The sequence below is a fragment of the Rubrivirga sp. SAORIC476 genome, assembly GCF_002283555.1.
GTDB lineage: Bacteria > Bacteroidota > Rhodothermia > Rhodothermales > Rubricoccaceae > Rubrivirga.
The window spans coordinates 1-12,120 of the sequence record NZ_MVOI01000003.1; the positions used below are offsets into that span (position 1 = coordinate 1).

The 12,120-nt window shown below is 69.6% G+C and carries 10 protein-coding genes and 1 tRNA gene; 2 read left to right on the forward strand and 9 right to left on the reverse strand.

Features of this window, described 5'->3' with window-relative positions; genetic code table 11:
* Positions 1-247 precede the first annotated feature (247 nt).
* From B1759_RS01835 to trkA, 6 genes are all read right to left on the reverse strand, one after another.
* The gene (locus tag B1759_RS01835) at positions 248-1,573 is read right to left on the reverse strand and encodes a RagB/SusD family nutrient uptake outer membrane protein (RefSeq protein WP_095513337.1); all 1,326 of its coding nucleotides are present in this window, start codon (positions 1,571-1,573) and stop codon (positions 248-250) included.
* Between the two features lie 38 nt (positions 1,574-1,611).
* A complete protein-coding gene (locus B1759_RS01840) occupies positions 1,612-4,557 on the reverse strand; it encodes a SusC/RagA family TonB-linked outer membrane protein (protein ID WP_095513338.1) in 2,946 nt (981 codons plus the stop codon).
* 178 nt (positions 4,558-4,735) lie between these two features.
* The gene (locus B1759_RS01845) at positions 4,736-5,377 is read right to left on the reverse strand and encodes a superoxide dismutase family protein (protein WP_095513339.1); all 642 of its coding nucleotides are present in this window, start codon (positions 5,375-5,377) and stop codon (positions 4,736-4,738) included.
* Positions 5,378-5,451: 74 nt separating this feature from the next.
* A complete protein-coding gene (locus B1759_RS01850) occupies positions 5,452-5,808 on the reverse strand; it encodes an MmcQ/YjbR family DNA-binding protein (protein ID WP_095513340.1) in 357 nt (118 codons plus the stop codon).
* Between the two features lie 99 nt (positions 5,809-5,907).
* Positions 5,908-7,569 carry a TrkH family potassium uptake protein gene (locus B1759_RS01855; RefSeq protein WP_095513341.1) on the reverse strand — a complete coding sequence of 554 codons (1,662 nt, stop codon included), beginning with the start codon at positions 7,567-7,569 and terminating at the stop codon, positions 5,908-5,910.
* A gap of 85 nt (positions 7,570-7,654) precedes the next feature.
* Positions 7,655-9,022 (reverse strand): Trk system potassium transporter TrkA, encoded by a 1,368-nt coding sequence (gene trkA, locus B1759_RS01860; RefSeq protein ID WP_095513342.1) that lies wholly within the window; start codon positions 9,020-9,022, stop codon positions 7,655-7,657.
* Between the two features lie 133 nt (positions 9,023-9,155).
* Here trkA and B1759_RS01865 point away from each other — a divergent pair, with 133 nt between their 5' ends.
* Together B1759_RS01865 and B1759_RS01870 are read left to right on the forward strand one after the other, a co-directional pair.
* Positions 9,156-9,905, forward strand: a complete 750-nt coding sequence (locus B1759_RS01865) for an RDD family protein (protein ID WP_158225069.1) — start codon at positions 9,156-9,158, stop codon at positions 9,903-9,905.
* Between the two features lie 16 nt (positions 9,906-9,921).
* A complete protein-coding gene (locus B1759_RS01870) occupies positions 9,922-10,605 on the forward strand; it encodes a lysozyme (RefSeq protein WP_198948715.1) in 684 nt (227 codons plus the stop codon).
* A 69-nt stretch (positions 10,606-10,674) separates the two neighbouring features.
* Here B1759_RS01870 and B1759_RS01875 read toward each other — a convergent pair.
* From B1759_RS01875 to B1759_RS01885, 3 genes are all read right to left on the reverse strand, one after another.
* Positions 10,675-10,761 (reverse strand) — tRNA-Ser (locus tag B1759_RS01875).
* 80 nt (positions 10,762-10,841) lie between these two features.
* Positions 10,842-11,504, reverse strand: a complete 663-nt coding sequence (locus tag B1759_RS01880) for a hypothetical protein (protein WP_095513344.1) — start codon at positions 11,502-11,504, stop codon at positions 10,842-10,844.
* 2 nt (positions 11,505-11,506) lie between these two features.
* Positions 11,507-12,085, reverse strand: a complete 579-nt coding sequence (locus B1759_RS01885) for an HmuY family protein (RefSeq protein WP_095513345.1) — start codon at positions 12,083-12,085, stop codon at positions 11,507-11,509.
* Positions 12,086-12,120 lie beyond the last annotated feature (35 nt).

Consider the following 12,120-nt stretch of genomic DNA (forward strand, 5'->3'; position numbering starts at 1 on the left):
TGGAGGTGGAAGCCATGCTCGCCGGGCGTCAGGCCCGAGAGGTTGTAGCGCACCTCCACCGCGTCGCCGAGGTCGACGAACTCGACGGAGCCGGTCACGCCGGACCCATCCACCTCGGCGATCTGGGCGACGGCCCGGCCCACTGCCCCACCCCTATGACAGAAACGCGCCCGCCGCCACCTCTGTGACAGCGGGCGCCGCGTCTCTCGTTCTCGGGCATGCCACGAAGACCTTGAGGCGGACGAGGCTACGAGTCGAGCACCTCCTGCTCAGGCAGAGGGAACTGGCTGAAGATGTCGTCTCCTGCGCGGTCGATGGGCAGACCGCCAAGGCGGCCGTAGCGCCGGAGGTCGATCCAGCGGTGCCCCTCGGCGTAGAGTTCATACCGCCGCTGCCGGAGCACCTCGTCGATCAACGCCGCCTGCGTCGTCGCACCGGTGTAAGGGGCGAGGCCGGCCGCGGTCCGGATCACGTCGAGATCGGCGACGGCAGCGCCGGGCGCAGAAGTCTGCGCACGCGCCTCGGCACGCAGCAGGATCAGCTCGGCGTTGCGGATGATCGGGATGGCTGCCGTCGGCGACGCGTACACGTCAACGTCGAAGGCCGAGGTGAGTCCGTCGAACGTCCGGGAGTCCGTGCGCTCGAACACCTTGGCGAGTCGGTCGTCGTCATCCGCGATGTCGGCGACGAACGAGGGGTGCGCCAGTGCCCCGTCGCCGTTGCCGTCGAGGGGGAAGAAGAACGGGTTGGTGATGTCACCCGCCCCGGTCGAGAACACGTGGTAGGCCCCGTCGGTGAGAGGAGCGGTGGGGTCGAGGAACGAATCCTCGAGCGCCGCGAGCACGCCGGGCCAATCCTCGCGGTAGGCGTCGACACGGGCTGCGAGCGCCCGGTTGACGAGCGCGTAGCCGTCGGTACCCGCCGGGATGCCCGATGCCACCGTCGTGGCAAAGAAGAGATCGGACCCGGCCTGGAGATCGGTGTACCCCTCATCGAAGAGCGCAGCGATCCGGTCGAGCGATTCGTCGTACCCCACGATGGGCCCGGCCTCGTCGGCGCCAGGCTCAATGAACCGAAGCCCGTTCTGGGCGGTCAGGTTGAGGTTGAGCAGATACGAGTAGGCGATCCACGTCTTGGCGAACCCGCGCGCGGCAGCCTTCTCCCCGTCCGACAGCGTCGTGTTGCCCTCAAGGGCGACGAGCATGGTGTTCGCGTTTCGGATCGTGGTGTACCGAGCGCTCCAGGGCGTGATGACGTAGAACTCGTTGTTGCCGAGGGTGAAGTCGCCTTTCCCGAGGAGGTCACTGGTGAACCGCGGGTCGGAGGGGCTCACGCGCCAGTACTCGCGGCCGAGCACGCCGACGTCGACGAGGTAGGTTCCGAGGCCGAGCCGGGCCGAGGCCTCGATCCCGATGCCGAGGTTGGAGAGGTTGGCTTCGGTCGGATTGTCGACGATGTCGTCGAGGGCGGGCCCGTTCGGGTTCGGCCGGTCCTCGATGTCGAAGGCGTCACAGCCCGTGAGCCCGAGCGCGACGACGGCGCCGAAGACGACGATGCGGAGAAGGGTGGTCATGGAATCAGTCAAGAGTGGAAGGCGGCAGAGAGGCGCGATTAAAGGCCGAGATTGATGTGGAAGTAGAGGTTCCGCGAGGACGGGAACGGGGCCACCTCCACGCCCGACGCGACCGGCTGGCTGCCGAAGTTGCTGACCTCCGGGTCGTAGCTCTTGTAAGGCGTGATCGTGAGCAGGTTGGTCGCCGAAACGCCGAGGCGCAGGCTCCGGAGCGTGCCCGCGAACGGGCCGAAGGCGGACGGGGCGACGTCGTAGTCGACGCGAACCTCGCGGAGCCGGAAGTACGACGCGTTCTGCACGAACGCCGCAGCACCGGCCGGCCGCTGCTCGATGTTCGGGATGCCGTCGCCGTCGTCGTCAAGGTCGAAGTCTGGGCTCGTGCCCAGCAGGTCGGCCAGGAGTTGCGTGAGGTTGATCACGTCTCCCCCCTTCTTCCAGTGCGCGAACGCCGTCAGCCGGAGCCGCCGCATGATGGTGACGTCGTTGAAGAACGACATCTGGAAGTCCGGCGAGACGTCGCCGAGCTGAACCGTTTCCCCGTTCACGTCCCCGACGATCTGGGTCGGGCTCTGGCCCTGCTCGATGCGGACCGACCCGAGGCTGGCGCCAAAGCCACCGCCGGCCGCCTGGAACGGCGGGACGGTGAGTTCGGTGACCTCGGCGCGGTTGGCCCAGAAGCTCGTCCGCGAGACCCACTGGACCGTCGGGCCGTCGACCGGGATCACGCTCAGGCCGAGCTCGATGCCATTGTTGCGGAGCTGGCCGCCGTTGAACGTCTCGAAGGCGAACCCGGTCGAGTACGGCACCTGACGCGTCAGGATCAGGTCGTCAATGGACTTGGTGTAGACCGTACCCTCGAAGCTGACGCGCCCGTCCAGGAGGGTCAGGTCGATACCGCCCTCAATCTCGGTCGCCCGCTCCGGCACGACGTCCGCCAGACCGCGCTGTCCGCCGATCGACAGGCCGATGTTGCCACCGACGGCGAGCGTCCCGAAGGTCGTGAACTTGGCCCCGAAGGGAGCCGTGTTGCCCGTCTGCCCGAATGCCGCGCGAACCTTGAGCAGATCGACCGCACCTCCCTGGAGCAGGCCGAGGTTGGTCAGGTTGATCGCGAGGCCCGCCTTCGGGTAGGCGTAGAACTGCTCGACGTCGCCGTTGGACGACGACCGCTCGGCACGAACGCCGACCGTGCCGATCACGGCGTCGTTCCAGTTGACCTCCTCCTGGGCGAACACCGCCCGGTCGTTCTGGAACAGGCGTGCCTGCGTCGTCTGGAGCGTCGAGGCCTGGTCGAGGTTGGTCTGGTTCGGGATCAGGCCCTGGGCCACGTTCAGGACGTTGTCGAACTCCTGGTCGAACGCGGTGTAGCCGACCTGCGTCGTGAACGAGAGGTTTCGGTCGCGCGGGGCGTACCCGTGGACTGCAAGGACCTGCAGGTTCGTGTTGAGGTTGCGCGTCTGGCCGAGCGTCGAGGTCCCCGGAAGCTGGTCGTCGTCCTCGAACTGGAGTTCGACCGGGAACTGGTTGATCTGGTCCAGCGCGTAGTAGTCGACGCCGCCGATACCGATCAACTGGAGCGACTGGGTTTCGCTCGTGAGCAGGTTGGCCGTCAGACGTCCCGAGCCCAGGAACCGGTTGTTCGTCTCCTCGATGGTCGCGAGGTCGCGCGTCTGGAGGAAGTTCGCCGAGTTGAACGGGTTGTCCGGGTAGACCCCATTCTCGTCCGGGAAGAGGTCGACGAAGTTGGGCGTCGAGAGCAGACCGATGCCGAAGGTCGTCCCGGAGTTGTCGTTGCCGGTGATGCCGCGGGCGGTCTCGGAACGGATGAAGTTGGCGTTGACGTCGGCGGAAAAGACCTGGCTCAGCCGGTGGGTGAGGTTGAGACGGCCGGACTGCTTCTCGTAGCCCGTGTTGGCGATGATCCCCTCGTCGTCCTTCACCACGCCGGAGACATAGAACTGCGTCCGCTCGTTGCCGCCCGAGACCGAGAGGTCGGTCGTGAGCAGGAGGCCGTCGTTGCCGAAGAGGGCTTCCTCGTAGTCGTAGGTCCGCCCGTTCGCCTGGCGGAAGAGCTCGGCCCCGATCTCACCGTACGCCTCACGCGCCGTCGCCTCGTCGAACTGGCGCGTCCCGAGCAGGCGCTGGACCTGGGTGACGCCGACCGACTGCGAGAGTCGGACCTCCGTGCGCCCCGCCGTGCCGGACTTCGTCGTGATGACGACGACGCCGTTCGAAGCGCGCGCGCCGTAGATGGCCGCGGCCGAGGGGCCCTTCAGAATCTCGATCGACTCGATGTCCTCCGGTGCGAGATCCGCGATGCGGTTGACCGGGTTGTCCTGGTTGGATGCGTTGCCGCCCCCGGCTGCCGCCGTGACGACGTTGACGCCGTTCGAGACCGCGTCGTTCGAGACGATGACGCCGTCGACCACGTACAGAGGCTGGCTGTTGCCGTTGATCGTCGTGATCCCGCGCAGCCGGATGTTGATGCCGCCGCCAGGCGCGCCCGAGTTGGAGTTGATGACCGCGCCGGTCACCTTTCCGTTGAGCGCGCCGTCCAGCGTCTGAGGCTGCGAGATCTCAGACAGCTCTCGCGCAGAGATGGTCTCGATCGAGTTGGCGAGGTTCGCGCGTCGGACCGAGGTACCGAGCCCGGTCACGACGACCTCGTCGAGGCCGAGGAGGTCGGGCTCGAGCGCCACATCGAACGTGGTCTGCCCTTCAGGGACCGTGGCCTCCTGGTCGCGGTAGCCGACGAACGAAAACTGCAGGCGGCGCTGGCCCGGCGGGAGCGTGAGCTCGTAGCCGCCGTCCACGTCCGTGGTCGTACCGGTGTTGGTGGCCTGGACGAAGACCGTGACGCCGGGGAGCGGCTGGTCGGTCTCGGCGTCGGTCACCGTTCCACGGACGGTGCCTTGAGCGAACGCGAGAGCAGGGAACGCGAAGAGGGCGACGAGGAGCGCCGCCCGGAGGGTAGACAGGTGCATAGGAGACGGGAAGAAGGGGGCGTGAACCTCAAAAAGGTACACCCCCCCCGCGCCTCCCCTGCACTGCTACGGTTGCGTCTGCCCGTGCGCCGTTACGAACGGTCGGACGCGCCTCCGAACGGTCGATTCGCCGCGCTGGGCGGCTCAGAGGGCGTTCTGAATCCCCCCGAACGCACCGCTACGGCTCAATCCCTTCGATCGGGCCTTCCCCCAGATTCCCGGTTTCGCTCCGGCTGGCCACCTCTGAGATGACGCCACAGCCCACGCGCGGACCGGCGTCGCCGCTAGGCTGGCTCGTCAAGTCGTCAGTGCCGCCGTGGACCAGCACGGCCTTGCCGAGGATCGCCGTCGGCCCCTCGAACGACAGCACCGAGTCGATGCGGACGCCGAGCGCCTGCCCAGTCGCCTCGGCGAGGATGTTGCCGAGGTCGCCCGCGTGCCGCTGAGCGGGCGCCGCGCTCGGCGCGCCGTGCTCGCTGCTGAGCGGGTTGAAGTGGCCGCCCGCCGCGCCTGCGGGCGTGCCGGTCGAGTCGGGGCCGCACGCGCCCGTCTGGTGGAGGTGGAAGCCATGCTCGCCGGGCGTCAGGCCCGAGAGGTTGTAGCGCACCTCCACCGCGTCGCCGAGGTCGACGAACTCGACGGAGCCGGTCACGCCGGACCCATCCACCTCGGCGATCTGGGCGACGGCCCGGCCCGGGCCGGAGGGTGAAGGGGCGGTCGCCACGTCCGTCGTCGGCGCTTCGGCGGAGGCGGGCTCAGGAGCGGGAGCGTCGGCGCATGCGGCGACGAGGAGGGCGAGGGCGAAGAGGAGCGGGCGCATGGGGAGGGGACGATGGGTCGATGGGCCGCATCTACGCCCCGCCGCGCGTGCTGTTCGCCCGCTCGTGCCCCCGGCTACTGCGCGTCGAGTTCGGCCCGGATGCGCTTCGGCAGGCTGGCGCGGACGAGCGCATAGGAATGGTCGGCCAGTTCTCGGATCACGTCATCGGGCACGTCCGCCTGCAGCCCGACCGTGTTCCAGTGGACTTTGTTCATGTGCCAGCCCGGCGTGATCGCGTCGTACTGCTCCCGAAGCTCGACGGCCCGCTCCGGATCGCACTTCAGGTTGACGGACGGCGGCAGCCGCTCCAGTCCCATCAGGGCGAACATCTTCCCGCCGACCTTGAACACCAGCGTGTCCGGCCCGAACGGCAGCGTCTCCTCGGCGCCCGGCAGGGCGAGGCAGTGGTCGCGGAAGGCGTCGAGGTGCATGGGAACTAGGGGTGAGAACTCAAGATGCCCGCCTCGGCACCGAGGTGGAGGGCGCACGCAGCCCTTTTCCATGCCTACGCCCACCAGCCGCACCGCGCCTCACCGCTTCCAGAAGCCGGGCGTGAAGAGGAGCAGCACGGTGAAGATCTCCAGTCGCCCGGCCATCATCAGGATGGAGAGCAGCCACTTGCCCGCCACCGGCACGTGCGTGTAGTTCTCCGTCGGCCCCATCGCGCCGAACGCCGGGCCGACGTTGCCGACGCACGAGAACGTCGCGCTGAACGCGCTCCAGATGTCGAGCCCCAGCACGCCCATCAGCAGCGTCCCAACGCCGATCAGGCCGACGTAGAACACGATGAAGGAGAGCACGTTGCGGATGATGCCTTCCGGAACCACCCGGTGATCCAGGCGGATCGGCAGGATGGCCTGGGGATGGACCAGCAGCCGCAGCTCGCGGAACGAGTTCTTCAGGATCAGCAGCACGCGCACCACCTTGACCCCGCCGCCCGTGGACCCTGCCATGCCCCCCACAAAGAAGAGCGCGAACAGGACCACCAGCGCGAGCGGCGGCCAGACCTCGTAGTCCGCCGTGCCGAAACCGGTCGTGGTGATGATGGAGGCCGCCTGGAAGGCGCCGAAGCGGAGGGCGTCCAGCACGGAGTCGTAGTGGATGACCGTCCGCCCACGCTCCGCGCGCGACGCCAGCGCGTCGGCCGCCTCGGCGCCGCCGCCGATCTCCTCGCCTCCGGTGCGTGTGCTCGGCTCGGTCCGCGCCTCGTCGAGCGTGGCCCCGTCCGAGACCACCTCGTCGACCACCTGCTGGGTGACGACCTCGCCGTCGAGCGTCACCGGGGCAGGGAGCAGTTCGCTCGTCGGGGTCCACAGCGTGAGCGTGAGCAGAAGTGTCGCCAGGCCGAGGATGGTGAAGTAGACCTTCAGTTCCTCGTTGTTGGTCGCCGACCAGTCGCGGTGCAGGAGCCGGTAGTGCAGGGCGAAGTTCATGCCCGCCAGGATCATGAACACCGTGATCACCCAGTCCACGTAGGCGCTCCCGTACTGCCCGACGGAGCCGTTCTCGGTCGAGAACCCGCCCGTCGCCAGCGTCGCCATGGCGTGGTTGACGGCGTCGAAGAGCGACATCGCCGGGAGCAACAGGAGCGTCTGGACGACCGTCAGCGCGACGTAGATGGCCCACAGACGCTTGGCCGTCTCGGTGACGCGCGGCGTCAGCTTGTCGGCGCTGGGGCCGGGGACCTCGGCCTTGAAGAGCTGCATCCCCCCCACCCCGAGGAGCGGCAGCACGGCGATGGTGAGCACGATGATGCCCATGCCCCCGAGCCAGTGCGTGAGGCTCCGCCAGAGCAGGAACGCGTTGGGGACGGCCTCGATCTGGGGCGTGTCCGCCCCGCCCAGGATCGTCGCCCCCGTCGTCGTGAACCCGCTCATCACCTCAAAGAAGGCGTCCGCGAACTCCGTCAGCACGCCGGTCATGACCCACGGTAGCGCGCCGACGAGCGACAGCACGAACCACGCCAGCGCCACGATGGCGAACCCCTCACGCACCCGCAACTCGTCCTCGGGCTTGAACCCGACCCACAGCCCCGCGCCCACGACCACCGAGCCGATCGCCGTCGCGCCGAAGGCCCACCACTCGGGCTCGCCGTACGCCAGGCCGACGAGTGCGGGGGCGACCAGCGTCACGCCGAGGGCGGCCAGAAGGACGCCCAGAATGCCTGCGATGGCTTTCCAGTCGAGAATCAACGGGGGACGGGTGAGGGTGGAGACGGGCGAAGGGTAGCAGAGGCGCGAGGCACGGTCAACGGGCCCCTCTTTCACTCCCCACTCTTCACGCGCTGAACAGCGGCTCCACGTCGCCGACGCGCTCCGGCGTCGCGAACACGACGCACCGCTGGCCGGGCTCCACCTGCGTGGTGCCGGTCGCGATCTCGACGCGCTGGCCGACGACCGCGCCCAGCAAGATGCCCTTGGGCAGCTTCAGCTTCGCGAGCGGCTTCCGCGTGATCGGCGCGCCGGGGTCGGCGACGAGTTCCAGGATCTCGGCGTCCAGCCCGTGGACGGTCGCCACGGAGCGGACGTGCGAGCCGCGCAGGAACCGCAGCACCTCGCGCGAGACGGCCAGCTTCTGGCTCACTGCGGCGTCGAGGCCGATGGACTGGGAGATGGGGATGTAGGCGCTCTTCGACAGCAGCGCGACCGTCTTGCGGACCTCCAGGTGCTTGGCCATCAGACACGACACTAGGTTGGACTCCTCGTCTTCGGTCACCGCCACGATCGCGTCGGTCTCGGCCAACCCTTCGCGCACCAGCAGGTCGATGTCGGCCGGGTCGCCGTGAATCACGAGCACGCCTTCGAGCGTCGCCGCGAGGTGCTCGGCACGGGCGCGGTCCTTCTCGACCAGCTTGACTTCCATGCCGCCCTCGCGTCGGGTGCGGCCCGCCAGCCCGGCCGCCACGCGGGCGCCGACGTTGGTCCCGCCCAGGATCATGACGTGCCGCAGCCGCCCGACCTCCTTGCCGAGCACCTTCGCCACCTGCGACACCTTGCCCGTCTCGACGAGCACGAACACCTGGTCGCCGCCCTGCACCGTCGACACGCCCGACGGCACGATGGTGCGGACGCCGCGCGAGATGCCCATGATGCGGAACGGGAGCGAACTCATCTGCGAGAGTTCGATCATCGTCGTGCCCGAGAGGGGCGAGTCGCGCTCGATGCGGATGCCGACCAGTTGGACCCGGTTCTGGCAGAAGTCCACGATGTCCGTCGCCGCCGCCCGTCGGAGGAGCGACACGACCTCGTTGGCCGTCGACTGCTCCGGGTGGATGATGTGGTCGATGCCAAAGTCGCCGAGCGTCAGCACGGCGCCGTCGCCGGAGAACTCGTCGCTGCGGACGCGCGCGATGGTGACCGTGTCGGCGGGGCTCTTGCCCACCCGCTCGGCGAGCATCGACGCGATGATGTTGACCTCGTCGATGTCGGTGACGGCGACCATCAGGTCGGCGTCCTCGATGCGGGCCTCGCGGAGCGTCCTGGCGGAGGTCCCGGAGCCGACGATGGCGAGCACGTCGAGCGTCTCGCGGACCTGCTCGACCTTCCTGGGGTCGGTGTCGACGACGGTGACGTCGTGGCGTTGGAGAGACAGGAGGCGAGCGACGTCGTATCCGACATCCCCGGCTCCGACAACGATGGCGCGCATGAACCGCCCGTGGGCGCAGTGAGGGCGATCAAGGTACCGCGGCCCGGGGCCAGGGGACCGGACGGAGGCACGAGCGCGCGGGAAACAGGAAATGCGGGGCGCTCCGGGTTTGTCTCGGTTCTATCCTTCGCCCATGGACCTCTCCCTCGACATCCAGACCGCCCAGAACGTCCCGCTCGCGCTGGAGCCGGCCAGCCTCGGGCAGCGCATCCTCGCGACGCTCGCCGACGGCGTCATCGTGGGCGCGTGGTGGATGGCGTCCACGGTCGCCCTCGGCGCGTCTGGCCTGTTCAACTCGACGGCGGGCTTCCTCCTGCTGGTGGTGCTGCCGGTGTTCGTGTACCACCTCGCCTTCGAGGTGCTGTTCGAGGGCCAGACGCCCGGCAAGATGCTCCTCAAGATCCAGGTCGCCCGCGTGGACGGCGCGCAGCCGACGCTGGGTCAGTACCTGATCCGCTGGCTGCTCCGGTTCGTGGACATCACGATCTCCAGCGGCACCGCCGCCGTGGTGGCGGTGGCGGCCTCCAAGAAGTCGCAGCGCCTCGGCGACATGGCAGCCGGGACCACGGTCGTACGCCGCCGCCGCCGGGTTCGCCTGGAGGAGATCCTGTACCCGGGGGCGCCCGCGGACCACGTCGCCGAGTTCCCCGAGGCCGAGCGCCTCTCCGACGCCGACGTGCGGACGCTCCGCGCGGTGCTGGTCCGCCTCCGGCTCTCGCCGCGCGACCGGCGCTCCGTGCTGCTGGCGCGCAAGGCCAAGGCGGCCGTCGAAACGCGCCTCGAGATGGAGCCCGTCGCGATGCCGCCGGAAGCCTTCCTCCGCGCTGTCATCCGCGACCATGTCTTCCTGCTCGACCAGCTCGCGGGCGGCGTCGCCTCCTGATCTCGCCCTCCGACCCATGCCCCACCCGGACAACGACGACCTCCGCCTTTCGCCCACCGGCATCGGACTCATCGTCCGCTTCGAGGGCTTCGAGCCCGACTGGTACCTGGACCCGGTCGGGGTGCGGACCATCGGCTACGGATGGACGGGGGCACTTCCCGACGGCCTGACGCCGCCGCTGACCGAGGCCGAAGGGCGCCAGCTCCTGAGCGACACCGTCGGCGCGTACGAGCGGGCGGTGCTGCGGCACGTCTCGGTGCCGCTCGTGCAGGCCCAGTTCGACGCGCTGGTGAGCTTCACCTACAACGTCGGAGCGACCAACTTCGCCGGGTCGACGCTGCTGCTGCGGCTCAACGCGGGACGCGTGGCCGAGGCCGCCGCCGAGTTCGACCGGTGGGTCCTGGCGCAGGGCCAGCGACTGGAAGGGCTCGTCCGCCGCCGCGCGGCCGAGCGGGCGCTCTTCGCCTCCGCCTCGGTGCCTGCACCGCCACCCGCCCCCCCACCGGCACCGCCCCCGCCGGCACCGCCTCCGACACGCCCGCCCGTCGACCCGATGGAGCGGATCCCGACGCGCCGCCCGGCAGACCTCGGCGAGCGCGACCTCCCCGACTTGCCTCCGGTGAGCCTCCCGCCGGTCCCGCCGTCCCACACGGACGCCCCACGGCCCGACCGCCCGCCGTCCGACCGCCCCGGCTGGTAGACCTCCCCGGCTGGTAGACCTCCCCAAACGACACGCGGCCCCGACTCGGAATGAGCCGGGGCCGCGCTGCGGAGAGGGTGGGATTCGAACCCACGGTACCCGTGAGGGCACAACGGTTTTCGAGACCGCCCCATTCGACCACTCTGGCACCTCTCCTGGGGGTGTCCAAACTACGCGACCCAATCCGGGGCGTCCGGTCCCTCCCGGTGAAAAGTCCCGGAACGCGCGACGCCCCGCTACCAGACGTCAACGAGCAGGTAACTCGCCGCCAGCGCCCCCAGGTAGAGGGTCGAAACGAGCGCAGCCGCCACCACCTGGAGCCCACGCGACCGGTCTCGCACCCGCTGCCACGCTCGGTATGCGACCGCACCGAGCAGCACCTCAGGCAGAATGACGTACAGAGCCACAGGCCCGACCATCGCCACGTCGACGGCCCGCCAGATGGGAACGGCCCAGAGGGTTGCCTCGGAGGCGACGAGAACACCGCCGGCCAGAACCGCCGCCCAGACCGTCCCCCGCCGGAGGTCGCCTCGTCCGAGCCAGTCGGCTGCGAAGAGAGACGCCCAGAGCGGGATGGTCCACATGCCCGCCATCGCGAGCGGCAGCGGACCGATGCGCGGCCCGCCGGTGTCGGGGAAGTCGATCGAGCCGAGAGCATCGGCCAGGAACGCGTCCGGGATGACCTGAAAGAGGCTCAGCGGCAGCAGAAACGCCCAGAGGCCGATCCACCCGCGGTGCCCTCGGACGCGTCCCACCACCGGGAGCGCCACGTTGTAAAGCACGACCAGCCCCAGCAGCCGCCAGCCCAGCGCAGGAGCAGGCAGCGCGAGCCCGGCCACCGCGACCAGCCCGAAGCCGAGGTGGACGAGGACCGCGTCGCGGATGGCTCGCGCCCCCACGGTCAGTGTCCCTCGGCGCCGAGCGGCTGGACCTCCAGCGTCACGTACCGCGGACGGACGCCACTCGGCAGCGCGTCGCCCAAGACATAGGACAGGAATCGCACCTTCGCGGCCGAGCCGTCCGGGCGGCGGATCACGAGCGTCTGGTCGGGGAGCGGCTGGACGCCGTTGCTGGCGTACTCGTACCAGCCGTTGCCGGAGCCGTTGCAGACGACGCGCGCCGCGCCGCGGGGGCACGCGCCCTCGCCGTCGGCCGCGAGCGCCTCGGGGAGCGCGAGGACGGACTCGAAGGCCATCGGCACGAGCGCCCCCGTGAGGCCACCGGGGCCGCTCTCGCCGCCGTTCAGGATCACCTCCGTTCCACGCAGACCGAGGTCCCAGGCCGTCGACGCCGAGTCGGCGCGGGAGGACACGTCGGGCGCCACCACCAGGGCGCCGTCGCGGAGGGAGAGGAGCGTGAACGGACCGTCCGCCCGGCCCATCCCGGCCGAGTAGGTCGGCACGCTCTCGATCAGGAGCGTGTCCTGGGCAGCGACCGGAAAGACGACGAGGAGCGCGGCGAGCGCGGCGAGGCGAGACATGAGGCGTCGGGAGGTGGAGTGCAAGTCAACGCCTC

Coding starts and splice junctions, on each gene's coding strand:
- B1759_RS01835 (WP_095513337.1), bottom strand. CDS start 1,573: ATGACCACCCTTCTCCGCATCGTCGTCTTCGGCGCCGTCGTCGCGCTC.
- B1759_RS01840 (WP_095513338.1), bottom strand. CDS start 4,557: ATGCACCTGTCTACCCTCCGGGCGGCGCTCCTCGTCGCCCTCTTCGCG.
- B1759_RS01845 (WP_095513339.1), bottom strand. CDS start 5,377: ATGCGCCCGCTCCTCTTCGCCCTCGCCCTCCTCGTCGCCGCATGCGCC.
- B1759_RS01850 (WP_095513340.1), bottom strand. CDS start 5,808: ATGCACCTCGACGCCTTCCGCGACCACTGCCTCGCCCTGCCGGGCGCC.
- trkA (WP_095513342.1), bottom strand. CDS start 9,022: ATGCGCGCCATCGTTGTCGGAGCCGGGGATGTCGGATACGACGTCGCT.
- B1759_RS01865 (WP_158225069.1), top strand. CDS start 9,156: ATGGACCTCTCCCTCGACATCCAGACCGCCCAGAACGTCCCGCTCGCG.
- B1759_RS01870 (WP_198948715.1), top strand. CDS start 9,922: ATGCCCCACCCGGACAACGACGACCTCCGCCTTTCGCCCACCGGCATC.
- B1759_RS01885 (WP_095513345.1), bottom strand. CDS start 12,085: ATGTCTCGCCTCGCCGCGCTCGCCGCGCTCCTCGTCGTCTTTCCGGTC.